Origin of the sequence: Sphingomonas aliaeris (assembly GCF_016743815.1) — a bacterium.
Lineage (GTDB): Bacteria > Pseudomonadota > Alphaproteobacteria > Sphingomonadales > Sphingomonadaceae > Sphingomonas > Sphingomonas aliaeris.
The window spans coordinates 1,245,046-1,268,025 of sequence record NZ_CP061035.1 but is presented as its reverse complement, the minus strand read 5'-3'; the positions used below and the strand labels follow the sequence as shown (position 1 = coordinate 1,268,025).

General features: G+C 65.2%; 22 protein-coding genes, 2 tRNA genes and 4 pseudogenes. 4 read left to right on the top strand and 24 right to left on the bottom strand.

What is annotated here, in order from left to right; genetic code table 11:
• Positions 1–966, bottom strand: a complete 966-nt coding sequence (gene trxB, locus H5J25_RS05860) for a thioredoxin-disulfide reductase (protein ID WP_202095143.1) — start codon at positions 964–966, stop codon at positions 1–3.
• 160 nt (positions 967–1,126) lie between these two features.
• Between trxB and H5J25_RS05855 the strand changes: the two genes are divergently transcribed.
• Entirely contained in the window at positions 1,127–1,768 is a 642-nt protein-coding gene (locus H5J25_RS05855) for a peptidylprolyl isomerase (RefSeq protein WP_202096046.1), read from the top strand.
• Positions 1,769–1,782: 14 nt separating this feature from the next.
• Here H5J25_RS05855 and H5J25_RS05850 read toward each other — a convergent pair.
• The 4 genes and pseudogenes from H5J25_RS05850 to H5J25_RS05835 form a co-directional block, all read right to left on the bottom strand.
• A tRNA-Met gene (locus H5J25_RS05850) sits at positions 1,783–1,859 on the bottom strand.
• A gap of 70 nt (positions 1,860–1,929) precedes the next feature.
• Positions 1,930–2,415, bottom strand: a complete 486-nt coding sequence (locus H5J25_RS05845; RefSeq protein ID WP_225883382.1) for a 2'-5' RNA ligase family protein — start codon at positions 2,413–2,415, stop codon at positions 1,930–1,932.
• A gap of 29 nt (positions 2,416–2,444) precedes the next feature.
• Positions 2,445–4,335: pseudogene (locus H5J25_RS05840) on the bottom strand (potassium transporter Kup).
• 157 nt (positions 4,336–4,492) lie between these two features.
• Complete coding sequence (locus H5J25_RS05835) at positions 4,493–4,969, bottom strand: Lrp/AsnC family transcriptional regulator (protein ID WP_225883381.1); 477 nt, start codon at positions 4,967–4,969, stop codon at positions 4,493–4,495.
• Between the two features lie 131 nt (positions 4,970–5,100).
• Here H5J25_RS05835 and ald point away from each other — a divergent pair, with 131 nt between their 5' ends.
• Both ald and H5J25_RS05825 read left to right on the top strand, forming a co-directional pair.
• Positions 5,101–6,207: an alanine dehydrogenase gene (ald, locus tag H5J25_RS05830; protein ID WP_202095141.1), complete on the top strand. Its 1,107-nt coding sequence runs from the start codon at positions 5,101–5,103 to the stop codon at positions 6,205–6,207.
• A gap of 50 nt (positions 6,208–6,257) precedes the next feature.
• Positions 6,258–6,479: a DUF3072 domain-containing protein gene (locus H5J25_RS05825; RefSeq protein WP_202095140.1), complete on the top strand. Its 222-nt coding sequence runs from the start codon at positions 6,258–6,260 to the stop codon at positions 6,477–6,479.
• Positions 6,480–6,605: 126 nt separating this feature from the next.
• On the opposite strand, the gene H5J25_RS05820 is transcribed toward H5J25_RS05825, so the two are convergent.
• The 6 genes from H5J25_RS05820 to ccmC all read right to left on the bottom strand — a co-directional run bounded on the left by H5J25_RS05820 (position 6,606) and on the right by ccmC (position 11,414).
• Positions 6,606–7,307 carry a tetratricopeptide repeat protein gene (locus H5J25_RS05820; protein WP_225883380.1) on the bottom strand — a complete coding sequence of 234 codons (702 nt, stop codon included), beginning with the start codon at positions 7,305–7,307 and terminating at the stop codon, positions 6,606–6,608.
• A complete protein-coding gene (locus tag H5J25_RS05815) occupies positions 7,268–7,681 on the bottom strand; it encodes a cytochrome c-type biogenesis protein (protein ID WP_225883495.1) in 414 nt (137 codons plus the stop codon). The genes H5J25_RS05820 and H5J25_RS05815 overlap by 40 nt, the downstream gene beginning before the upstream one ends.
• Positions 7,681–8,208 (bottom strand): redoxin family protein, encoded by a 528-nt coding sequence (locus H5J25_RS05810; protein ID WP_202095139.1) that lies wholly within the window; start codon positions 8,206–8,208, stop codon positions 7,681–7,683. The genes H5J25_RS05815 and H5J25_RS05810 overlap by 1 nt, the downstream gene beginning before the upstream one ends.
• Positions 8,205–10,130, bottom strand: a complete 1,926-nt coding sequence (locus tag H5J25_RS05805; protein ID WP_202095138.1) for a heme lyase CcmF/NrfE family subunit — start codon at positions 10,128–10,130, stop codon at positions 8,205–8,207. The genes H5J25_RS05810 and H5J25_RS05805 overlap by 4 nt, the downstream gene beginning before the upstream one ends.
• Entirely contained in the window at positions 10,127–10,573 is a 447-nt protein-coding gene (ccmE, locus tag H5J25_RS05800; protein WP_202095137.1) for a cytochrome c maturation protein CcmE, read from the bottom strand. Before ccmE ends, H5J25_RS05805 begins: the two co-directional genes overlap by 4 nt.
• A 100-nt stretch (positions 10,574–10,673) precedes the next feature.
• Positions 10,674–11,414 (bottom strand): heme ABC transporter permease CcmC, encoded by a 741-nt coding sequence (gene ccmC, locus H5J25_RS05795; protein WP_202095136.1) that lies wholly within the window; start codon positions 11,412–11,414, stop codon positions 10,674–10,676.
• A 132-nt stretch (positions 11,415–11,546) separates the two neighbouring features.
• On the opposite strand from ccmC, the gene H5J25_RS05790 reads away from it, so the two are divergent.
• On the top strand, positions 11,547–12,290 hold the full coding sequence (locus tag H5J25_RS05790; protein WP_202095135.1) for an HAD-IIB family hydrolase: 744 nt from the start codon (positions 11,547–11,549) through the stop codon (positions 12,288–12,290).
• A 74-nt stretch (positions 12,291–12,364) separates the two neighbouring features.
• Here the strand turns inward: H5J25_RS05790 and H5J25_RS05780 are convergent.
• From H5J25_RS05780 to H5J25_RS05720, 13 genes and pseudogenes are all read right to left on the bottom strand, one after another.
• Positions 12,365–13,366 (bottom strand): annotated as a pseudogene (locus H5J25_RS05780) (IS30 family transposase).
• 152 nt (positions 13,367–13,518) lie between these two features.
• Entirely contained in the window at positions 13,519–14,571 is a 1,053-nt protein-coding gene (locus H5J25_RS05775) for a Glu/Leu/Phe/Val family dehydrogenase (protein ID WP_202095133.1), read from the bottom strand.
• Between the two features lie 89 nt (positions 14,572–14,660).
• Positions 14,661–14,737: transfer RNA gene (locus tag H5J25_RS05770), tRNA-His, on the bottom strand.
• A 110-nt stretch (positions 14,738–14,847) separates the two neighbouring features.
• On the bottom strand, positions 14,848–15,567 hold the full coding sequence (gene gspN, locus H5J25_RS05765) for a type II secretion system protein N (protein WP_202095132.1): 720 nt from the start codon (positions 15,565–15,567) through the stop codon (positions 14,848–14,850).
• Complete coding sequence (gene gspM, locus H5J25_RS05760; RefSeq protein ID WP_202095131.1) at positions 15,564–16,040, bottom strand: type II secretion system protein GspM; 477 nt, start codon at positions 16,038–16,040, stop codon at positions 15,564–15,566. Before gspM ends, gspN begins: the two co-directional genes overlap by 4 nt.
• Positions 16,040–17,134, bottom strand: a complete 1,095-nt coding sequence (gene gspL / locus H5J25_RS05755; protein WP_202095130.1) for a type II secretion system protein GspL — start codon at positions 17,132–17,134, stop codon at positions 16,040–16,042. Before gspL ends, gspM begins: the two co-directional genes overlap by 1 nt.
• Entirely contained in the window at positions 17,131–18,129 is a 999-nt protein-coding gene (gene gspK / locus H5J25_RS05750; RefSeq protein WP_225883379.1) for a type II secretion system minor pseudopilin GspK, read from the bottom strand. Before gspK ends, gspL begins: the two co-directional genes overlap by 4 nt.
• A pseudogene (gene gspJ, locus H5J25_RS05745) lies at positions 18,107–18,696 on the bottom strand (type II secretion system minor pseudopilin GspJ). The gene gspK and the pseudogene gspJ overlap by 23 nt, the downstream one beginning before the upstream one ends.
• A 107-nt stretch (positions 18,697–18,803) precedes the next feature.
• Positions 18,804–19,187 carry a type II secretion system minor pseudopilin GspI gene (gene gspI, locus H5J25_RS05740; protein WP_225883378.1) on the bottom strand — a complete coding sequence of 128 codons (384 nt, stop codon included), beginning with the start codon at positions 19,185–19,187 and terminating at the stop codon, positions 18,804–18,806.
• Positions 19,180–19,692 carry a GspH/FimT family pseudopilin gene (locus H5J25_RS05735; RefSeq protein ID WP_202095129.1) on the bottom strand — a complete coding sequence of 171 codons (513 nt, stop codon included), beginning with the start codon at positions 19,690–19,692 and terminating at the stop codon, positions 19,180–19,182. The genes gspI and H5J25_RS05735 overlap by 8 nt, the downstream gene beginning before the upstream one ends.
• Complete coding sequence (gene gspG / locus H5J25_RS05730; RefSeq protein ID WP_202095128.1) at positions 19,667–20,122, bottom strand: type II secretion system major pseudopilin GspG; 456 nt, start codon at positions 20,120–20,122, stop codon at positions 19,667–19,669. Before gspG ends, H5J25_RS05735 begins: the two co-directional genes overlap by 26 nt.
• Before the next feature lie 74 nt (positions 20,123–20,196).
• Positions 20,197–21,423 carry a type II secretion system inner membrane protein GspF gene (gene gspF / locus H5J25_RS05725; protein WP_202095127.1) on the bottom strand — a complete coding sequence of 409 codons (1,227 nt, stop codon included), beginning with the start codon at positions 21,421–21,423 and terminating at the stop codon, positions 20,197–20,199.
• Positions 21,416–22,929, bottom strand: a pseudogene (locus tag H5J25_RS05720) (GspE/PulE family protein). Before H5J25_RS05720 ends, gspF begins: the two are co-directional and overlap by 8 nt.
• Between the last annotated feature and the right edge of the window lie 51 nt (positions 22,930–22,980).

The following is a 22,980-nucleotide window of genomic DNA, read 5'->3' as shown; positions in this document are numbered from 1 at the left end:
TTACTCCGCGGCCTCGGCCATTTCGAACTCCGCCTCGGCCAGGAACCGTTCCGCATCCAGCGCCGCCATGCAACCCGTTCCGGCTGCGGTGACCGCCTGGCGATAGACCTTGTCCATAACGTCGCCGCACGCGAATACGCCCGGCACGTTGGTCCGGGTGCTGCCCGTCTCCACGGCGATATAACCGTCGCTGTCCAGATCCAGATGGCCGCGGAACAGTTCGGTCGCCGGGTGATGCCCGATCGCGACGAACCCGCCCTCGACGTCCAGCCGGGACATTTCACCCGTCACCGTGTCGCGAAGCTCCAGCGCGACTAGGCCGGTGTTGCCGCCGCCATCCACGAACTGCGCGACTTCCTTGTTCCACAACACGCTGACGCTTTTGTGCGCGAACAGCCGCTCCTGCAGGATCTTTTCCGCGCGGAAGCTGTCGCGGCGGTGGATAAGCGTAACGTCCGGCGAGTGATTGGTGAGGTACAGCGCTTCCTCGACCGCAGTGTTGCCGCCGCCGATCACCGCCACTTTCTTGCCGCGATAGAAGAAGCCGTCGCACGTCGCGCACGCGCTGACGCCCTTGCCCTTCAACGCTTCCTCGCTGTCGAGCCCGAGCCATTTGGCCTGCGCACCCGTCGCGATCACAAGCACGTCGCCTTCATACACATCGCCGCCGTCGCCGATCAGCCGGAACGGACGGCGGGTCAGGTCGACCTCGACGATCGTGTCCCACATCAGCCGCGTACCGACATGCTCGGCCTGCGCCTGCATCTGTTCCATCAGCCAGGGACCCTGCACCACATCCTTGAAGCCGGGATAATTCTCGACGTCGGTCGTCGTGGTCAGCTGCCCGCCCGGCTGGATGCCCTGCACCACGATCGGCGCCATTCCGGCGCGCGCGCCGTAAATCGCTGCGGACAGGCCGGCGGGGCCGGAGCCGAGGATGAGCATCTTGGTCGTGTGCGTCGTCATGAAATGCGGTCCGTCTTTGGGTTCGGCGCTTCTAGGGGGCGCGGGGTCAGGGATGCAACATGGGAGGCCACGACCGCGCATGAAAGGCGAGCGATTCTTGTGGATGGCGTAGTCGCGATTTGCGACGCTGTAGCGGATTGAGGAGAGACTGATGGTTCCGATGATTCTTGCCGTGATGTTGGCGGCACAGGGCGTTACGGCCCCGACGGCGCTCCCCGCACCTATGCCAACACCGGGACCTGCGCCCGCCCCCACCCCGGCAACCGTCCGCGTCGCGCTGGAGACGACGGAAGGCCGGATCGTGATCGATCTTGAAAAGGAGCGTGCGCCGATCACGACCGCGAACTTCTTGCGGTATATCGACCAGAAGCGACTGGATGGCATCGGTTTCTACCGGACGGCAAAGGCCGGGCCGCGCTTCGGCTTCATCCAGTTCGGCGTACAGAATGCTCCGAAACGCGTACTGCCCGCAATCAAGCACGAACCCACGACCATGACCGGATTGAAGCATATCGACGGAACGCTCTCGATCGCCCGCTATGCGCCCGGGACCGCGAATGGCGATTTCACGATCATGGTCGGCGATCAGCCGAGCCTCGATGCCAACCCGGCGGCACCGGGCGACAATCAGGGCTATGCCGCGTTCGGTCACGTCGTCGAGGGGATGGACGTGGTCCACAAGATCTTCGACTCGCCGACGTCCGCGACGCTGGGGGAAGGCGTGATGAAAGGGCAGATGATCGCGCCGCCGATCCTGATCAAGGCGGCGCGGCGTGTTCCCGTAACTGCACCAAAGATGTGAAGGGAAACCGCGAGTGGTAGCGAAGGAGGGACTTGAACCCCCGACCCCAGGATTATGATTCCCGTGCTCTAACCAGCTGAGCTACTTCGCCGTAACCGGAGCGTTCCGGCAACGCGTTTCCACTCGCGAGGCGCGGGCTATAGGAACCGCGTCGTTGGTGGTCAAGCGAACATGTGACGTGAAAGCGGCTCCCACGGTCCGCCACGATAATACCAAGACGCCAGACCCGCGATTGCCACCGGGCGTGGGCGGAAATCCGCCTCCAAGGCGACTTGCAGCGCCTTGGCCTGATACGGCTCAACCTTGTTCTGCACCGTGACGTGCGGACGCCAGCCCGCCGCATCCTGCGGCGTCAGCATCGAAGAGAAGGCGTCCGCCAGCCGATCGCGGATGTCGGCAAGTTCGGACGATTCGATCCGGAATGCAACGCCGCGCCCCAACGACATGAGCCCCGCGATCCGCGCCGATGGCATCGGCACGCCACGAGTCTCGTTCGACAGGCGCTGTTTCAACTCCGCCTCCAGCAACGGCGACAGGTGATGAAACATTGTCAGGTGCGCCGACAGGTGATTGCGTTCGGGCGGGAAATGCTCGCGCCGGAGCGTATCGAAATAGGCCGCGTCCGACTTTCCGAACACGGCGGTCACGATGATGGGAGCTGGGCCCGACGATTCGGTCAAATTTCGACCTGGCTGCCGAGCTCGACCACGCGGTTGGTCGGCAGGCGGAAGAATTCCATCGCGCTTTCGGCGTTTCGCAGCATCCAAGCGAACAGCTTCTCGCGCCACAGCATCATTCCAGGCCGCGCGGAGGCTAGGAGGGTTTGGCGGGAAAGGAAGAAGCTGGTGTCCATCATGCGGAAGTCGGCACCGCATTGGTGAATCCGTGACAGCGCCGTCGGGACGTCCGGTTCCTGCATGAAGCCGTATTTCAGGACCATGCGATGGAAGCCCTGGTCGAGGTCCTCCAGATGACAGCGCCCGTCGTCCGGTTGATACGGCACGTCCGTGATCTTCACCGTCAGCAGGATGATACGTTCGTGCAACACCTTGTTATGCTTGAGGTTGTGCAGCAACGCGTGCGGCACGCCTTCGGGCGAGGAGGTCATGAACACCGCGGTTCCGGGCACGCGCGTGGCGGAGGTGGCGGCGGACTGGATGAACACCTTGATCGGCATCGCGGCCTCTCGCATCCGCTCGATCATCAATTGCCGGCCCTTCGACCAGGTCGTCAGGAACGTGAAGATCACCAAGCCTGCCAGCAGCGGGAACCAGCCGCCCGCGGGCACCTTCGTGAGATCTCGCGGCGAAGTACGCCCCGTCGACGATGAAGAACAACGTGAGAAGCGGAATCGCGTAGCGGCGCTTCCAGCCCCACAGCTTGAACAGCACGACCGACAACAGGCAGGTGTCGATCAGCATCGCCCCCGTCACCGCGATCCCGTAAGCGGAGGTCAGGTTGGACGACGTGCGGAAGAACATGACGAGCAGCAGCACCATCGTCAGCAACATCCAGTTGATCAACGGGATGTAGATCTGCCCCGCCGTCGCGGCGCTGGTATGTTCGATGCGCAGGCGTGGCATGAAGCCCAATTGTATCGCCTGCTGCGTCACCGAAAACGCGCCCGAAATCACCGCCTGCGACGCGATGACCGCGGCGCAGGTAGCCAGGATGACGAGCGGCAATTGCAGGTTTTCGGGTGCCAGCATGTAGAATGGGCTGACCAGAGCGGCGGCACCCTCGCGCGACAGCAACGCCCCCTGCCCCATGTAATTCGCCATGAGCGCCGGCAGAACGAAATAGAGCCACGACACGCGGATCGGGTTGCGCCCGAAATGCCCCATGTCGGCATACAGCGCCTCCGCGCCCGTTACCGCCAGGACGACGGACCCGAGCGCCAGGAACGCGCGGATCGGATCGAGGTAGAAGAATTCCAGCGCGTAATGCGGTGAGAAAGCCCAGAGTATTTCCGGCGTCTTGAGCACGCTGATCACGCCCAGGGTCGCGATCACGGCGAAATAGGTCAGCATGATCGGGCCGAAGAACAGGCCGACCTTCGACGTGCCGCTACGCTGGATCGAGAACAGCCCGATGATGATGACGACCGCGATCGGCAGGACGAGGCCGCTGAACGCCGGCGCCGCGACCGCAATGCCCTCCACCGCCGACAAGACTGACACCGCCGGGGTGATCATGCTGTCGCCGTAGAACAGGGCGGTGGCGAACACGCCGAGCAAGACGATGCCGCGCGACCAGCGCTTCATCTGCGTCCGCCCGGAGATCAGCGCCAGCAGGGCAAGGCTGCCCCCCTCGCCCTTATTGTCGGCGCGCATGATGATCGTGACGTATTTCAGCGTCACGACGACCATCATCGACCAGAACATCAGGCTCACGACGCCCATGATGTGCGCCTGGTCCAGCGTGAGCGGATGATGGCCGTGGAAAGTCTCGCGGAATGCGTAGAGCGGACTCGTGCCGATATCGCCGAACACGACACCGATCGCGCCGAGCGCGAGCCGCACGATTCCGTCCTTGTGATGGGGATGGTCGCCGGCATGCGGCACCACGGTCGCGGGTTGATCCACGACGGGTTCGCTGCTGTTCACAGCGACAGCGATCTTTTCCGGGACTTCAATGGATTGTTCATCGTAATGATCGCAACGCGCCCCCTGGGCCCAAGGTTGCGCGCTCTACACGCGTGCGCATGGCCTCGCAACGGGGACCTCATGATGCCGCGCCGAACAGCGCATCCGCCTCGCCCCGTGTCGGGACGGCGCGCAGGACGAAACTGCTGCTGATCGTGTTGACGCCGGGCAGTCGGCCGAGATGTTCGCGGTGCAGGCGTTCGTAATCGTCGAGGTCGCGACACACGATCTTCAAGCGGTAATCCTGCGCGCCTGATACCAGCGCACATTCGACGATCCCGTCGATCGCCGCAACCGCCGCCTCGAACTGGGCAAGATCCTCCCCGACCTGCGTACCGAGCGTGATATCGACCAAGGCGGTCACTCGAAATCCGAGTCGGCGGTGTCCGAGATGCGCGCCGTAGCCCAGAATATGGCCTGACGACTCCAGCGCCTGTATTCGACGGGTACAGGCGGATTGCGACAGACCGACGCGGGTGGCGATTACGCTGACGGGTGATCGCGCATCTCCCGCGAGATGCTGCAGTATTGCGGTGTCGATCCGATCTATTTGCATGCAATCTTCGCCGTACTGCCGCCTCACGCTGAAGCTATGCGTTTAATAGCCGTTTCGCCACATCATTTTGCAGGGATTTTCAACCGCCGTTCGATTAGTGTCCGGTATCGTTTGTTACGAGGAGAACCCCAATGCGTGTCGGTGTCCCCAAGGAAATTAAGAACCACGAATATCGCGTCGGGCTGACCCCGCCGTCGGTGGTCGAACTCGTCGCGCAGGGCCATTCGGTCGCGGTGCAGACCGGCGCCGGGCTGGGGATCGATTTCGAGGATCAGGACTATATCGACGCCGGCGCGACGATCATGCCGGACGCGGCGAGCGTTTTCGCCGCCAGCGACATGATCGTGAAGGTCAAGGAGCCGCAGCCAAGCGAGATTGCCTTGCTCGAGTCGCGCCACCTGCTGTTCACCTATCTTCATCTCGCCGCCGACAAACCGCAGGCCGAGGGGCTGATGAAGTCCGGCGCGACCTGCATCGCCTATGAAACGGTGACCGCAAACGATCGCTCGCTGCCGTTGCTCAAGCCGATGTCCGAAGTCGCTGGCCGCATGTCGATCCAGGTCGGCGCGCATTATCTGGAGAAGGAACAGGGCGGACGCGGCGTTCTGCTCGGTGGCGTACCCGGTGTGGCCCCGGCGCGCGTTGCGATCCTCGGTGGTGGCGTATCCGGCGTCAACGCGGCGCAGATGGCGGTCGGCATGCGCGCCGACGTGACGATCTACGACATCTCCAACGCGCGCCTTGCCGAACTCGACATGTTCTTCTCCAGCCAGATCAAGACGGCGTATGCATCCAAGGCGGCGATCGCCGCGGCGGTGAAGAACGCGCATCTCGTCATCGGCGCGGTGCTGGTGCCCGGTGCCGCCGCGCCCAAGCTCGTCACGCGCGAGATGCTGAAGACGATGAAGCGCGGTTCGGTGCTGGTCGATATTGCGATCGACCAGGGCGGCTGTTTCGAGACCAGCCACGCCACGACGCACGAAGATCCCGTGTTCGAAGTGGATGGCGTGATCCATTATTGCGTCGCCAACATGCCGGGCGCGGTGGCGCGGACCAGCACGTTCGCGCTCAACAATGCGACGCTGCCGTTCGTGCTGAAGCTCGCCAATCTGGGCGCGGAGGGTGCGATGAAGGCCGATCCGCATCTTGCCAACGGGCTGAACGTCTACAAGGGCAAGATCGCGTTCAAGGCGGTCGCCGACGATCTCGATCTGCCGTTCGAAGCCTGGTCGGCCTAAGCGGAACATTCTGGGAACACGAGGGTTTGGTCGATCGAAGGAGAATTCCGATGACCGACCAAGCCAACCCCAAGGACCACCCGACCGGCAATGCCGAAAAGAACCCCGACGACTGGACGACGGGCGACGAGGCGATGACCGGCGCGCAGGCCAGCTATCTCAAGACGTTGAGCGAAGAGGCGCATGAAGAGTTCGACGATACGCTGACCAAGGCGGATGCCTCGAAGCGGATCGACGAATTGCAGTCGAAGACCGGTCGCGGCACGAACTGAATCGAGAACGGGGGTTTTAGGGCCCCCGTTTTTTGTACCACCCACTCATTCATTTGGCGCGCCGTTAAGAAACTTAGCCGCGCCTGCGTGGCGTCGGTTTCTCCACTTCGCTCGAAAAGAACGGGGTTAGGACTTTTCCGGCGATCCTACCTTTGCACGCCGCTGCAGCTCCAACGCAGACAGGAACCGATCGAGCAGCGCCAGCCGACCCGCCAGTTCCGGATAATAGGACATCGTCTTCGGCGTCAGCGCTACCGCCTTCGCCCAATAGGGCCGCGCTTTGGCGAACTCGCCAGCCTGGACGTAAGCGAGGCCGGTGAAGAATGGAGGTGCGGGTTGCTGCGGGGCAAGCCGTGCCGCCTGCTGGAAGGCGAACGCCGCAGTCGGCGACATGCGATTGCCGTCATGCGCGATCATCGACATGCCAAGCCCGGTCCATAACGCATAACTTTGCGGGTATTTATTGATCCCCGCCAATATCCACTGCACCGCGCTGCCCGTCGCACCGATCCGAGTCATGCCGTCCGCCGCGATCAGATATGCGCCGTCGCCCGTGAATCTTCCGGTCATCGCATCGCGGAGCGCGATCAGGTCCGGATCGAGCGGGATCGGATCGGCATCGGCCTTGACCGGATGGCCGGCGAGCGTCGGATTACCCTGAAGTGCATAGCCCGTCGCGCCGAGCATCAGTGCGGACCCGACGAAGGTCCACAACCCGCGCGGCAGACCGATGCGCCAGAGTACGGCACTTGCCAGCGCCGCGATCGCGATCAGCATTACCCAACCCATCAGCCGCGCCTCCGCCGGAACGACCCGCGGGCCAGCCACGTGCCGATGCCCGCGAGGACCAACGGCATCAGCCACAACGGCGCGGTCAGCCAGTTGAAGGGCGGGTCGTAGCTGACATACTCGCCATAACTGGAAACCAGCGATTCGCGGATCGCGTCGGGGCTTTCGCCGGCCAATATCCTTTTGCGTACCAGCGAGCGCATATCGCCCGCCATCTCCGCGTCGCTGTCGGCGATCGACTGACCCTGACAGACGAGGCATCGCAGCGTGCCCATCAGGTCCTTCGCGCGCGCCTCCTGATCGGGATCGCGCAACTGGACGTTAGCATAGTCGGCCGGCGGGAGCGGACTGTCGGCGATCGCGGGCGTGGCGATCGCGAGCATCGTCGCGAGACCGAACATGCTTGGGCGCATCACTTCGCACGCTCCAGCGCGGCCATGATCTCGGGCAGATCGTCTTCCCGGATGTCACCGACATGCTGCAGGACGATCCGGCCCTTTCCATCGATCACGAACGTCTCGGGCACGCCGGACGAGCCCAGAGCGACCTGCACCGCGCTTTGCCGGTCGTCGCCGATCCGCTGATACGGATCGCCGTTACGCGTCAGGAAATCGCGGATTGCCGTCGGCGTATCGCGGATCGCCAGCGCGTCGATGCGGACGCCCGACTGCTTCAGCCGCAAAAGCATCGGTGCCTCGGCGATGCACGGAATGCACCAACTGGCGAAGACGTTGAGCAGCCGGGGCTTGCCGTCCGTAAAGTCAGTGTTGCTCAACCCCGAACGGTCCGGCAGCATCGGGGGGACGGTGAAGATCGGCAGCGGCTTTCCGATCATCGCGGATCGCACCGTCCGATCGGCCGGCCAGAAGAGGGCGTAGACGATCAGCGCGAAAACCAGAGCGAAGCCGGCGAGCGGCAGCCACACCACACCCCGCCTCATGCATACCCCTCACGATAAGCGGGTTTGCGTTCGCGGCGGATGCGGCCAATCATCGACAGCGCGCCACCCAGCGCGATCAAGCCGCCACCAAGCCAGATCAACGTCACGAATGGCTTCCACCACAAGCGGAGCTGCCATCGCCCCTGCCCGTCCGATGCGCCGAGCACGGTATATAGCTGGCCGTCGAGCATCGTCGCGATCGCGGACTCGCTGGTTACGGTCGGCGGGGACGAGAAATAGCGCGATTGGGGGCGAAGGACGAACCAGTCGCCGTGCTCCCCGCGCCTCACGCTCAGATGCGCCTGTAAAGCCGACCAATTCGATCCGACCGCTGGCGAGATACCGTCCAGCCGAACGGTAAAGGGGCCGACGCGATGCGGTTCGCCGACGCGCGCGGCGACCAGCGTTTCCTTCGTGAAGGCGCTTTCCGATGCCATGCCGGCGAGGCTGACGGCGATACCGAGATGCGCGATCACCATTCCCCAGGTGAAGAGGGGCGTGCGGCGCAGGTTGCGCTTCCACAGCGGCGCGACGCTCGCCGCGGCAAGCCCGGCCGCGAGTGCGATGCCCAGGAACGGCAGGATCGCGATGCCCCCGGTCGCGATGAACACCCCCGCCCCGGCCAGCGCCGCCACCGCGATCGGCAGCATCATCCGCTCGATCAGGTCGTTGCCGTCGTCGCGACGCCAGCGCAGCAGCGGCCCCGCGCCCATGATCGCCACCAGCACAAGGGCGACCGGCCCCGCCGCCTTGTTGAAGAACGGCGGTCCCACCGACAATTGTACGCCAAACGATGCGGCGACGATCGGATACAACGTACCGATCAACACGATGCCGAGGATCACCGAGAGGAGCAGGTTGTTGGCGACCAAAGCGCCTTCGCGGCTGATCAGGTCGAACGTCCGCCCCTGCCGCACGGTCCCGATGCGCAGGGCGAACAGCACGAGCGCGCCGCCGATATACAGCGCCAGCAGCGCGAGGATGAAGCTTCCGCGCTCCGGATCGACCGCGAATGCATGCACGCTGGTCAGTATACCCGACCGGACGAGAAACGTGCCGACCATCGACATCGAGAACGCCACCACCGCCAGCATCACCGTCCACGCGCGCAGGCCGTCGCGCGTTGCCAGTACGCTGACCGAATGAAGCAATGCCGTCGCTGCCAGCCACGGCATCAGTGACGCATTTTCGACAGGATCCCAGAACCACCAGCCGCCCCAGCCAAGTTCGTAATAAGCCCAGTAGCTGCCCGCGGTAATGCCGAGCGTCAGGAACACCCAAGCGCCGAGTACCCACGGCCGCATCGCGCGCGCGAAGGCGGGGCCGACGTCGCGCGTCACGAGCGCCCCGACCGCGAAGGAGAAGGCGACCGAAATCCCGACATAGCCGATGTACAAAGTTGGCGGGTGGAACGCCAAGCCCGGGTCCTGCAACAAAGGGTTCAATCCCGCCCCGTCCGGCGCCGCGGGGTCAAGCCGCGCGAACGGGTTGGAGGACATCAGCAGGAACGCATAGAAGCCGAGCGCGATCACCGCCTGCGCGCCCAACGTCGCGATCAGTGCCGGCTTCGGCAGATTGTGCTCCAGCATCGCCACCGCCGCACCGGCCGCGCCCAGGATCGTGACCCATAGCAGCATCGACCCTTCGTGGTTTCCCCAAGCGCCCGCGATCTTGTACATCAACGGTTTGTCCGAATGGCTGTTCTGCGCGACGAGCAGGACAGACATATCGGATTGCACGAACAGCGTGATAAGCAGGGCCAGCGCCAGCAGCGTGAGCAGTCCCTGCACGAACGCGACCGGGCGCACCGCGGCCATGATGTCGTCCCGCGCCTGTGCGATGCCGATCCACGCCATCGCGAACTGCAACGCGGCGAATGCGGCGGCCATCCACAATGCGCCGAGACCGGCCTCCGCGATCATCGTTCCAGCGTCTTCGTCTCGTGCATAGTGCCGCCTGCCGCCTTGACGGCCTGCGGCGGCATGTAGCGTTCGTCATGCTTGGCGAGCAGGTTGCTGGCGGTAAAGCTGCGGTCGGCGTTGAATTGCCCCTCCGCCACCACGCCCGATCCCTCGCGGAACAGGTCCGGCGTCACGCCGCGGAACGTGACGGGCACGGTCGCGGCGCCGTCCGTGACGACGAACGCGATCGATACGCCGTCCGGCTGGCGCTTGATCGACCCCTGCTGCACCATCCCGCCCAGACGCACGCCGCGCCCGACCGGCGGCGCGGCCTTCGCGACGTCACCGGGGGCGTAGAAGAACGCCGCCTGATCCTTCAGCGCGGACAAAGCGAGCAGCCCCGCACCGATCACCGCGGCGACCGCGAGCAGGGCCAGCGTCAGGCGCTGGTGCTTAGCCTTCACCGCCGTTCCGCCCGGCGCATCGCCAGATAGCTGACCAAGGCGAGGATGCCGCCGCCGCCCAACGTGACGATGTAAGCGGCGATGATGAAGGGCCAGTGGTTCATGCGCCGACCCATTCGCTCGCGGCCATCCGGCGCATCCGCGCCTCCGCCTTCGCCACCGCCAGCATCGCGCGCATTCGCATCAGCACCACTGCACCGAAGAACAGGCTGAACCCGGCGAGCGTGAACCATAGCGGCCACAGGATCGACGGATCGATCGACGAACTGGTCAGTCCGATGCTCGGCCCCTGATGCAGCGTATTCCACCACACCACCGAATAGCGGATGATCGGCAGCAGCACCGATCCCGCGACGCCGTAGATTGCGGGTATACGACCGTCGCCACCGCGATCCGCCTCCGCCCGCGCGAGCGCCATGTATCCCAGATAGACGAAGAACAGCAGCAACATCGACGTCAGCCGCCCGTCCCACTGCCACCAGGTGCCCCAGGTGGGACGGCCCCAGATCGCACCGGTGATCAGGCACAAGGCGGCGAACACGGCGCCGGGCAGCGCGATCGCGCGGGCTGCGACGCCCGCAAGCGGATGACGCCAGACGAGAAAGACGATGCTCGACACCGCAATACCGGTCCAGCCGCCCATGCCGAGCCAGGCGGTCGGCACGTGGATGTACATGATACGCACCGAATCGCGCTGCAGGAAGTCGGGCGGCGTCTGCGTCAGCCCCGCCCACGCTCCGAACGCGATCAGCGCCACGCCGGCCCAGAAGAGGATCGGCGTCAACGGCCGCGCGATCTTCAGGAATCGGGCAGGATTGGCGAGGATGTGGAGGCTGGGCACTATGCGCTGCGTCTAGAGCGTGTTGCCGTGCTACTCAACCGACCAGAAGCGCCCGAAGTGTCGGCCATGCGACCTTATCGTCGCTGATCGGTTTAGCCCCCGACCCTTCGCCACCCAAAAGGCCATTTCCACATGAAGAAACTCGTCGCCTTCGATCTCGACGGAACGCTCGCGGAGAGCAAGCAGGCGATCCAGCCCGACATGGCGGCATTGCTCGCGCAGATGACGCAACATGTGCCGCTCGCGGTGATATCGGGGGGCGACTGGCCGCAATTCGAGAAGCAGATCGTTGCCCGCCTGCCCGCCGACGCGAAGCTCGAAAACCTGTTCATCATGCCGACGACGGGGACGAAGCTGTATCGCTACGACGGCGAATGGAAGTCGATCTACGCAGATGTTTTTTCGCCCGACGAACACGACCGCATCCTGAAAGCGCTGGACGACGCGATGCGCACGGCCGGGTTCGCGGATCAGCAGACCTGGGGCGAGAAAATCGAGGATCGTGGTAGCCAGATCACATTTTCGGGGCTCGGGCAGGATGCGCCGATCGATGCCAAGAAAGCCTGGGATCCGGATTTCGCCAAGCGCAAGAAGCTGCAGCAGATCCTGCAAGGCGAATTGAAGGGGTTCGCGATCAATGTCGGCGGATCGACGTCGATCGACATCACGCGGGAGGGTACGGACAAGGCCACCGCGATGACCAAGCTGGCCGACCATTCCGGCATCTCGACAGCGGACATGATCTTCCTAGGCGATGCAATCTATCCAGGCGGGAATGACGATCCAGTCCGCGCGGCGGGGATCGACACGATCAAGGTTCGCGACCCGGAGGAAACGATGACGGCGCTTCGCGGAATGCTGGCGTTTATGGGGTAGGATTGTCGCGCCACCGATTGCGATACGTAAACATGTGCCAAACGCGTCATCCCCGCGCAGGCGGGGATGGGGATTCACGTTTGAAGTGCACCGTTTGAGAGAGCGAGGAATGCCTCGGCGGGTGTCTGGAAGTCGAGGCATTTTCTGGGGGTATTGTTGAGGCGTTCGGCATAGGCACAAAGTTGGCGGTGGGTGATCGTATTGAGATCGGTCTTGCGGGGCAGGACGCGGCGCAGCCGTCCGATGGTATTTTCGACCCCGCCTTTTTGCCAGGGGCTGCGGACATCGCAGAAGAAGGTGGCGACGCCGAGACGATCGTGCAGGCGATAATGCTCGGCGAACTCGGTGCCGTTATCGAAGCTGATGGTGCGCCGCATGTCGCGGGGGGATGGCGCGCAGGTGCGCTGCGATACGGCTGGCGGTCAAGGCGCCTTTGCGGTGCGGTGGCTTGTCGAGGATGGTGAAGCGGGTTGTCGTTCGTGCATGACGAGGATGTTGTGGCCGTATCGGGCGAACAGCATGTAGTCGGCCTCCCAGTGGCCCGGCTGGTCGCGCCGGTCGGCCTCTGCGGGCCGTTCGGACAGGGGTATACGGTGCTGGATGAAGCTGGCCGGACTGCCGCCGCGGCGTGCATATCGCCCGCGCCTGAACTTCGCGCGGGGCAGCAGGCGGTGCCAATGGTCTTTCTGCGCCGAGCGGTGATAGACGTAGCGATAGATTGACTCATGGCTGATCACGGTGCGACCAGCGTCACGCGCCAGCCGGCCGGCGATCTGTTCGGGGGAATGTCCCATCGCAAGGCCTTTCCTCACGATCTCTCGCAGGTCCGGCTGGCGTACCAGCTTGAAGCGGCCGTCCCAGCGCCGCCGCCGTGCCGCCAGCGCATGCGCCCGCGCCGGGGCATAGCCCCCGTCCCAGACCTTCGTCCGCTGGCTATTGCGCCGCCGCTCGCGACCGATCGTCGTATGATCCCGGCCGATCGCCGCCGCTATCGCACGATCCGACAGCCCGGCGGCATGCAGCCGCGCGATCTCGATCCGCTCGTCTAGGCTGAGCTGCCTGTATCTTCGCCCCATCGCACTACCACCCCTAGCAGCGGTGCACTTCTTTCGTGAGTCCAGGGGATCCATAATCTCCGACGTTTACGTGCAACTTACAGGCGCCAGCCAGTACGGATTCCCGCGTTCGCGGGAATGACGGGGTTGATAAGAGCGACAGAATGCCCGGTTCAGCTCCGGCCGATCAGCCGGCGAGCGAGCATGTCGGCAACGTCGGAACTTGGCGAACCGCTGCGATCGGCCTCATCCCAGACCTCGATCAACCGCGTGGGGATACGTTCGATCCGCGCGGTGACTTCGGCTTCGTCCCCCTGCCCGAGATATTCGAGCGCCACGTTGATGATCCCGCCCGCATTGATGACGTAATCGGGCGCGTACAGGATACCGCGTTCCGCCAGCCGCGCGCCGTCTTCGCGCGTTTCGAGCTGGTTGTTCGCGCCGCCTGCGATCACCTTGGTCTTCAGCGCATCGATCGACTGCTCGGTCAGGATCGCGCCCAAGGCGTTCGGGCTGACCACGTCCGCCTCGACGCCGAGGATCGCCTCGGCCCCAGCCGTCGCCGCGCCCAGTTCGTCCGCAAGCGCCTGAGCCCGCCCGGCATTGACGTCTGCCAGCGTCAGCCGCGCGCCGTCCTTGGCGAGCAACTTGGCCAGCCCGCCGCCGACGCTGCCCACGCCCTGGATCGCGACATGCACGCCCTTCATCGAATCCACGCCGAGACCACGCTTCGCCGCTGCCTTCACGCCCAGATACACGCCATAGGCCGTATACGGTCCGGGATCGCCACCCGCGCTGCCCGCCGCGACCGGCAGTCCGGACACGTGGCGCGTCTGCGTCGCGATGATCTTCATGCTCGCTTCGGACATGCCGACATCCTCGGCCGTCACATATTTACCGCCGAGCGACTCGACCGCGCGGCCGAAGGCCTCAAGCTGCGCCTGCGTGATCGTATCCCCAGGATTCGACGCCAGAACGACGCCCTTGCCGCCGCCCATCGGCAGGCCGGCCATCGCATTCTTGAAACTCATGCCGCGCGACAGGCGCAGCGCGTCCGTGATCGCCCGGTCGCTATCGGCATAATGCCAGAAGCGCACGCCGCCCGCCGCAGGGCCGAGATGCGTGGAATGCACCGCGATCACCGCCTGAAGCCCGCTCGCCGCATCGGTGAACAGGTGTACGCCTTCATGCGCATCGAAATCGGGGAAACCCCAGTTGCTGATCATGACATGCTCTCGGGGAAGAAAGGGGGATACGGCGTGGTTCAACCGAACCGGGGATGCCGGTATTCCGTTGCCCGAAGCCAAGGAAACTCTGGGGCGACCGACGGGACTTGAACCCGCAACATCCGGCATCACAAGCCGACGCTCTAACCAATTGAACTACGATCGCCGCAGAGCCAGCGCCCCTAGCGGCTGGCGGGTGGATGCGTCAAGATTGCTGATCGCCTTTATGAACGACGAAGCGCGACAAGTTCGCCTCTCCGCAGATCGCGCCCGGCGTCAGAGCGTGCCCTCGACCGCCAGCGTATAGCCCTGCGGCGTTTGCTGAAACCCGCTCGTCACCAATCGCGGAGCATCGGCGGGGTCCGCCACCCTGATCGTCAGTTCGGCGCGGAACCGGCCGCTCGGCCACAGGCGGATCGCCGCCAGTTCGTTGCCTGACTGGCTCGCCAGCGGAAGCAGCAGCGCGCCCGATCCGCACTTCGCCGTCCCGCTCAACCCCTGCGCCAATGCGAGGCCGCCGACATCGCCCGACAGCATGGCTTTCACCCGGCCCTCTGCGCGCTCACACGTTCCGTCCTTGAAGCGCGCCGTCACCGCATCGAGGTCGATCCCGGTGACCGGTACCGGTGCGAACACGGTACCGGCGGACAAGGCGCCCGTAACGTCGTCCAACCCGAAACTGTGGCGGCTGACGATGATCGCGCCGTTCAGCGTGCGCGCGTCGCCACGACTGTCGATCGAAACTTTCGCGCGGCCCAGCAGCAACTGGAACGGCGATAGTCCCGCATCCAGATCGCCCACCGCAAGATCGCCGAACCGTGCCTCGGTCAGCGTGCCCCACCAGACGCTGCCGTCGACGGACCGCGCGGCCATCCCCTGATCGCCCAGCCCGATCCAGCCGAGCACCAGTCGCATCGGCAAGAATGCGATCAAGGCGACGACGAAGGCGGCGCCGAATAACAGGCCGGGGCCAGTCGCGAGACGAATCCGTCTCATTGCCCGCGCGCTTTCAATGTCATCTGCACCGCCACCGTCTTGTCGCCATTATCGGTGACGTTCAGCGTATCGACGAGGATGCCTGCCCCCTCCAGATCGGCGATCCAAGATAGCAAAGCCGCCGGCCGTGCCGAATTGATCGCGATCTGAACGCGGCCATTATCAACCGGTGTAGCGGCCGACAGCGGGAAACCCGCCTGTTCCGCCCGCGTCCTGACGTTCGCTTCCAGCGGGCCGGACAGTGCGGCGGGGCGGTTCTGTTGCAGCGCCTGAACCGCCGCCACGCGCGCCTGCGTATTGCCGAGTCGAACGACGGCACCGGCATAGCGTTCGCGCGCGGACGACAGGCCATCGGTCACCGGGCGGATGATGCCGCCCCAGACGAGCGTCAGGATCGCGAGCGCGCCCATAACGAGGATCAACCGTTTTTCGCGCAACGACCGCGCATCGAACCAGGTTTTCAGACCGGCCATCATTTCGCGCTCACGGTGATCTGACCTGTGACCCGCCCACCGGACGATGCCAGCGTGCTGAGCCGCGCAGTGAAGCCCTGTGCCTCGACCCGGAGACGAACGTCGGTCGCCTGCCCTTCACGCTCGGTAGACAATGTCGCGCGAACATCGCCGTTCGGATCGAAGGCGAGCGTGGATATCTCCGCACCCGGTACGGCCCGAACGGCGGAAAACAGCGCCGCGCCGGTGCGCGTGAAGCCCAGTCCGGCGCCACGTAGCCGCGACAGGCGCTCGTCCAACTGCCGATCGGCATTGTTGACCGTTTCGCCGCGCGGCAGACCCTGGCGCGCGAGTAGGTCCGTCCGCTGTTCGACCGCATCCGCGGCGAAGCTGTATTTCAGCAGGGATACGAGCGAGATACACAAGGTCACCGCAAGGATTGCGGCGGAAAGCCATCCAAGCCGGCGCACCAGCGCCCAATCGATCGCGAACCTGCGGCGACGGGCGAACACGCCCTGCCGCAGGTCGAGCGGGGGATTGGCCACCGCCGCGACGATCGCCGCCTCCAGTTCGTCGCGCCCCAAAATGACGGGTGCAGCGCCCCTGGTGACGAGTTCGGTCAGCCGCGCCTCGTCCGCAAACCCGCTGGTCGGGCCGCGCACTACGCCCTCCCCGCCCAGATCGGCGCGCAGGAAACCCTCGTCGGGCCGCGGCAACAGCATCGGTGCGGGCAGGATCGCGGCGGGATCGACGCCGTTGGCCGCAAGCGTCGCGAGCCATCCCGCCATCTCACGCATGCCGACCACACCGATCGGACGTTCGACCACGTCGCCTTCCCGGCCGACCGCGACGTGCAGGTCGGCGATCGGCGATGCGCTGGCATCGGCGGCGAGGATGCGCGCTGCCGTCACCGACTGCGCAACGGACCGATCCGGCAATTCCGCCCAATGCAGCGTCACCGCATCGGCGGGGGCAATGGCGATCGGTGGCGGCGCGTCCAGGTCGATGGAATCAGGAAAGCCTTCGCCCCGCGCCTGCACGACATCGCCCGCGATGCGCAGCCAACGCCACGGAAGCTCTTCTCCCGGCAGGAACAGGACAAGCGTATCGTTCAAGACGGTTCGCCCCACGACCTTGAAACGAGGCGCGCGGGCAAGCGTGTCGCGTCGATCATCGACCGCTCCTGCAACTCCGCCCCGCCGGTCGTGACATCGACTTGCAGCGCGAACCACTTGGTCGTGATCGCGGTCTGCGCCACCGCATCGGGTGCGGCAGTGATCGCATTCTGCGCCGGGATCGCCCAGAAAGCGCTGGTGCTTTCGAAACCCTGTGGCGGGCGCTTCAGCAGGATCTGCCGAGCGGCGTCGACGCCGAGCGTGTCGGGGAGCAGCATTGCGAACAAGGGGGCCTGCTCCGGCAAAAGCGTGTTGACGTTGATCACCGACGGCTTTGCCACCGGCAGCGTGCAGAGCCAAGGGCGCAGCTTCGTATATATTTCCGGCGTCACCCCGTTCACCGCACGCAATTCGCTGATATCGGTCATCAGCGTGCCCGACGTGCGATACGGGGTCGCAGCCCCCGTGTAAGCACCATCCTCCGCGCCGCCGGGCAATGGTTCGTTGTCGGTGTCGATCCAGTCTGACGCCGCATCCGCGATCCCGGCGGTGACCGATGTAGGAACATCCACCAGCCGCATCAGCCGTGCGAACTGGACGCGCGCCGCCTGGTTGGTGACGTAGATACCCGACGCCTCCTCGGTCACCAGGCCGTTGAGATTGAAGCAATTGCCGCCGTCCGTCACGCGCGCGGTCGCAACGCCGTTCGGGACGGGCAGGCTGAAGGGACGCCCGCTCCAGTCGCCGGCCAAGGTCACGCGCTGCTGCGACCGGCCAAGCAGATCGCTGACGCGCGACAGGGCCAGCGTCTCCGCGGCATAACCGTAAGCGCGGGCCTGTTCCCCCGATACGGCATTGCCGGCGAGCCGAGTCGACAGGCGAAGTTTCTCCAGCGCGGTCGCCGCCAGCACGGCGATGACCGACACGAGCAGCAAGACGGTGAGCAGCGCCGCACCGCGCTCCTGCGGGCGATCACCGGGGGACATCGACGGCATCCGCTGGAGTCGGGCGATATCCGGTGCCGACAAGGAAAAGCTGGCGAAACTCCCGACCATCGGTACGGACGAGGCGCATCTCGACCAGTTGTGGCAGCGGGTTGGTCGGCGGTCCCTGCCAACGATCGCTCCACGCCCCGTCCGTGCGATAGCGCAGCGCGACCTGCCGGACATCGGTCAGCAGCACGGCGGGCGGAAGGGCCTGCGCACCGTCGAGCATTGGAAAGGCAACCCGCTGCAGCGCACCGTCGGTCAGGCGATATTCGACCTTCTGCTCGCCGGCGCGGGGGCGGCATCCAGATTGCTCCAACCGCCACGCACCAGTCTCAACATCGGCGCGGCCCCGGAGCCTGCCTCTCCCGTAAATGCGGGCAACGGGTCGCCCGCCTCGTTGCGCGTCCGGCGATCGCGGGCCTGCGCGAAATCGGCGGACATGACGGCGGACAGGCGGGCCAGTGTGGACACGTCGTCCAGCTTCGCGCCGGTCGCCCCTTGCGCGCGGACACTGAACGCAAGCAACGCCACGCCCGCCGCCGACAACATTCCGAAGATCAGCAGCGAGATCATCACCTCGATCAACGTGAAGCCGTGTTCGCCTGAACGTTTCGACGGAGTGAAGCCGTGTCGGGCGGAACGTTTCGAAGGTGTGAAGCCGTGTTCTGCGGGTTGCGGCTTCATGACGTGGCCGCCGGACGGACGACAGTCAGCCGCCCCTGAACATTGCCCACAGCATCGGCGACCGCGACATCGATGCGCAGGATGCGCGCGTCGCCGGTCGCCTGCGTCTCGCGCGTCCATGACCAGACACGGCCACCATTCTGCTCCGTGCCACGGGCCTGTCCCAGCGTCGGCGGACGCGCGTCGGTCATCGCCTCGAACGCGACGTTCCGCGCGACCATTTGCGCCACGAACGTCGAATCGAGCAGGCCAGCACCGCGAATGGTCGCGCTTTCCAGACGGATCAGGGCCAGCGCCGCAAGACTGAAGACAGCAAGCGCCACCATGATCTCGATAAGCGTGAAGCCGCTCTCGCGCGTCGAGGTCCGCGGGTCAGCCACCGACGCGCACCGACCCGTCCATGTCGATCTGCACCGATGCGGTGTCGCCCTCGCGCGTCAGCCGCAGGTCGAATGCCCGGTCCGCCAGCCCGGTCGTGTCGAACACCAGTCGGTCGCGCGCGGTCGTCAGCGACGGGCGCACGCCCTTGCCCCACGTGGCCACGCGCAACGGCTTTTCCCCGATCGCACGCCATTGTCCGCCACTGCGTTCGTCGAAGCCATAGCCACCGGGCGACACCCACAGGCTGACCGGTCGCGCCTCGACGATCGCGGTGTCGTGCGCCGCCCGCGCGCGTGCGGCGAAGGTTGTCGCTTCGTCCAGCAACCGGCCACGCGGATCGGGAAGTGCCCACATAACCGCCGCCGACGCGACCCCGATGATCGCAATGACGACCATCAGTTCGATCAACGTGAAGCCGTCTTCGGCGGAACGTCGCACGTGCGTGAAGCCGTGTTCGGCGGACCGCTTCAGGGAAGCCTTACTGCCAGTTGGTGACATCGGCATCGCCGCCCTCGCCGCCTTCCTTGCCGTCCGCACCATAGGTCCAGATATCGACGTCGCCATGCGTACCGGGCGCCGCGTACAGATAGGGGCGATTCCACGGGTCGATCGGCAGTTTCTTGATATAGCCGCCGCGTTGGTATTTCGTCGCGTCCGATCCCGCAGGCGCGGTGACCAGCGCCTCCAGCCCTTGCGAGGTGCTCGGGTAGCTATCGTTCTGGAGCTTGTACATGTCGAGCGCTCCCTCGATCGTCGCGATATCCGATTTCGCGCGAACGGACTTCGCCTTGTCACCCTGTGGAATGACATTGATCGCGACGATCGTCGCGAGCAATCCGAGAATGACGATGACGACCATCAGTTCGACCAGAGTGAAGCCGTGTTCGGCGGAACGTCTCACAGGCGTAAATCCGTTCTCGGAGGAACGCCTCATGGGCGTGAAGCCGTCTTCGGCGGAACGCTCTGGAACAGGACTGGCGTTATTCGAACGCATGGACATCAAAAACCTCATTGGCCGGCAAGGGTGTTGAGTTGCAGGATCGGCAGCAGGATCGACAGCACGATCGTCGCGACGACGCCACCCATCACGACGATGATCGCGGGTTCGAGCAGGGAAAGTGCCGTCGCGGTGAAGCGGTCGAATTCGCGTTCCAGATATTCCGCCGCACGTTCCAGCATCTCGTCCAGCCGCCCCGCCGCCTCGCCGCTTGCGGTCAGATACGTCAGCAGCGGCGGAAAGACGCCCGTCCGCCGCATCGCCGCGGACAGGCTGCCGCCGCCGCGGATCGCATCCACGATCTCATCCGATGCGACGCGCAACCGGCGGTTATGGATCGTCCCCGCCGTCAGCGTCAGCCCTTCCAGTAGCGGCAGGCGGCTGGCGACCATCGTGGACAGCGTGCGCGCCATCCGCGCCGCATGCAGGTCGCGCAGCAACCGCCCAAGCAGAGGGACGCGCAGGACCCAGCTGTCGAACGCAAGCCGGATCGGCGGCTGTTTCAGCGCCTGCCAAGCAAGCAGCCCCGCGGCCAGCAGGACCAGCAGCATCACCCACCAATAGGATACGAGAAAGTCCGACAGGCCGATCACGATCCGCGTCAACAACGGCAATTCCTGACCCACCGTGTCGAATTGTTCGACCACCTGCGGCACGACGAACACCATCAACGCCGTGACGACGCCGATCGCGACGACCGACAGGATCGCGGGATAGGCCAACGTAGTGACGATCTTGCCGTTGATCTCCGCCTGCCGCTCCAGCAGCACCGACAGGCGGTCGAGTATCACTGGCAGGGATCCGGACCGTTCGCCCGCGGACACCATCGCACGGTACAATGGCGGAAAGCTTTTTGGCTCGCGCCCCATTGCCTCGGCCAGCCGCCGCCCCTCCATCACGCCGGCATGCACCGTCGCGACGATCTCCCGCACGCTTTCCTGCTCAGTCTGGCGCGTGATCGTCCGCAGCGACTCCTCGAGCGGCGACACCTGGTTCAACGTCGCAAGCTGGCGCGTGAACAGGGTCAGTTGCTTGACGCTCATCTTGCGCCGGGTGAGCGACAGCCCGGTGACGAGCGACTTCGCCCGCGGCGGCGCGCCGGAGCCGGGTTCGATCCGGACGACATACATCTTGCGCCGGTCCAGTGCGACGCGGGCGGCATCGATCGTGTCGGCAGCGATATGCCCGCGCTGCTCGCGCCCGGCCGTATCGATGACGAGGTAATCGAAGTCAGCCACCGCCCGCCCCGTCGGCCACCATCGGCGCCTCGATATCGGCCATGTCCCGGCGCGACACGCGGACCGCTTCTTCCGGCGTGGTAAGGCCGTCACGCACCAATTGTCGTGCGGCGGAACCGAGGTTTGGCGAATGCAGGAAGGCGTGACGTGCGATGATCGATTCGTCGCCGCCGTCGTTGATCAGGCGTCGGATCGTATCGTCGATGCGAATCGCCTCGAACACGCCGATCCGCCCCTTGAATCCCGTCTGCGCGCAATGTTCGCAACCGACCGCTTCGTATACCACGGTGCCCGGATCGAATCCGAGCAAGGCGGAGACGGATCCCGTCGCCTGGACGGGGCGGCGGCAATGTTTGCAAAGTTGCCGCACGAGGCGCTGTGCGATGACCGCGCGGAGGGTGGAGGCGAGGAGAAACGGCTCGATTTTCATGTCGCGCATGCGTGTAATCGCGCCGACTGCGTCGTTCGTATGCACGGTAGAGAGCACGAGATGCCCCGTTAGCGACGCCTGCACGGCGATTTCGGCCGTTTCGCGGTCGCGGATTTCGCCGACCATCACGACGTCCGGATCCTGTCGCAGGATCGCGCGGAGCCCGGCGGCGAACGTCAGCCCGACCTTCGCATTCACCTGGGTCTGGCCGACGCCTTCCATCGCATATTCGACCGGATCCTCGACCGTCAGGATGTTGCTGCTGCCGTCGTTCAGCAGGCGAAGGGCGGCATACAATGTCGTCGTCTTGCCCGACCCCGTCGGCCCGGTGACGAGGATGATGCCGTTCGGTTCGCTCAACGCCTGTTTCAGCATCGTGTTGATCGCCGGGGTCAGGCCCAGCACGTCCATGTCGATGCCGGCATTGTCCTTGTCGAGGATACGCAGCACGACCCGCTCCCCCGCGCGGCTCGGCAAGGTCGAGACGCGAACGTCGAGCAATTTCCCGCCCAGCGTCAGGCCGATGCGGCCGTCCTGCGGCACGCGACGTTCCGCGATGTCCAGCCGCGCCATCACCTTGATACGGCTGACCACGACCGGCGCGACATGCGGCGGCATGCGCAGCGTTTCGCGCAGCACGCCGTCGATCCGCATCCGCACGACAAGCCCGGTTTCATAGGGCTCGACATGGATATCCGACACGCCGTTGCGCGCGGCGTCGGCGATGATGCCGTTGATCAGCCGGATCGCCGGCGCATCGTCTGCCGTGTCGAGCAGATCGTCCGCGGTCGGCATGTCGCCGGCGAGCATGTCGAGTTCATCGCCCAGCCCCAGCGTCCCCGCCGCGACCGCCGCCGCCTGCCCATCCATCGCGTACCGGTCCGACAAGAGCCGGTCGAACGCGTCGGTCGCGACGAACTCGACGTCGAACGGCCGCGCCAGATGACGGCGCAGTTCCAGCAGCACCTTCGGGTCGGAGCCCTCGCGCATCGCGATCTGCGCGTGCGTGCCTTCGCCCCCTGCAGCACGACGCCGAACCGGCGGGCGAACGCGTAGGGAATACCGACCATTTCCATGATTTCTCCCCGCACGTTTGCGGGAGAGACCGGGGAAGGGTCGTGGCGAGC

Coding starts and splice junctions, on each gene's coding strand:
- gspM (WP_202095131.1), bottom strand. CDS start 16,040: ATGGCCGGTCTGAAAACCTGGTTCGATGCGCGGTCGTTGCGCGAAAAA.
- H5J25_RS05805 (WP_202095138.1), bottom strand. CDS start 10,130: ATGATCGCGGAGGCCGGTCTCGGCGCATTGTGGATGGCCGCCGCATTC.
- gspK (WP_225883379.1), bottom strand. CDS start 18,129: ATGCCGTCGATGTCCCCCGGTGATCGCCCGCAGGAGCGCGGTGCGGCG.
- H5J25_RS05855 (WP_202096046.1), top strand. CDS start 1,127: ATGATTCTTGCCGTGATGTTGGCGGCACAGGGCGTTACGGCCCCGACG.
- H5J25_RS05775 (WP_202095133.1), bottom strand. CDS start 14,571: ATGATCAGCAACTGGGGTTTCCCCGATTTCGATGCGCATGAAGGCGTA.
- gspN (WP_202095132.1), bottom strand. CDS start 15,567: ATGAGACGGATTCGTCTCGCGACTGGCCCCGGCCTGTTATTCGGCGCC.
- H5J25_RS05735 (WP_202095129.1), bottom strand. CDS start 19,692: ATGCCGATGTCACCAACTGGCAGTAAGGCTTCCCTGAAGCGGTCCGCC.
- gspG (WP_202095128.1), bottom strand. CDS start 20,122: ATGAGGCGTTCCTCCGAGAACGGATTTACGCCTGTGAGACGTTCCGCC.
- ald (WP_202095141.1), top strand. CDS start 5,101: ATGCGTGTCGGTGTCCCCAAGGAAATTAAGAACCACGAATATCGCGTC.
- H5J25_RS05790 (WP_202095135.1), top strand. CDS start 11,547: ATGAAGAAACTCGTCGCCTTCGATCTCGACGGAACGCTCGCGGAGAGC.
- H5J25_RS05810 (WP_202095139.1), bottom strand. CDS start 8,208: ATGAGGCGGGGTGTGGTGTGGCTGCCGCTCGCCGGCTTCGCTCTGGTT.
- H5J25_RS05825 (WP_202095140.1), top strand. CDS start 6,258: ATGACCGACCAAGCCAACCCCAAGGACCACCCGACCGGCAATGCCGAA.
- H5J25_RS05815 (WP_225883495.1), bottom strand. CDS start 7,681: ATGCGCCCAAGCATGTTCGGTCTCGCGACGATGCTCGCGATCGCCACG.
- trxB (WP_202095143.1), bottom strand. CDS start 966: ATGACGACGCACACGACCAAGATGCTCATCCTCGGCTCCGGCCCCGCC.
- H5J25_RS05835 (WP_225883381.1), bottom strand. CDS start 4,969: ATGCAAATAGATCGGATCGACACCGCAATACTGCAGCATCTCGCGGGA.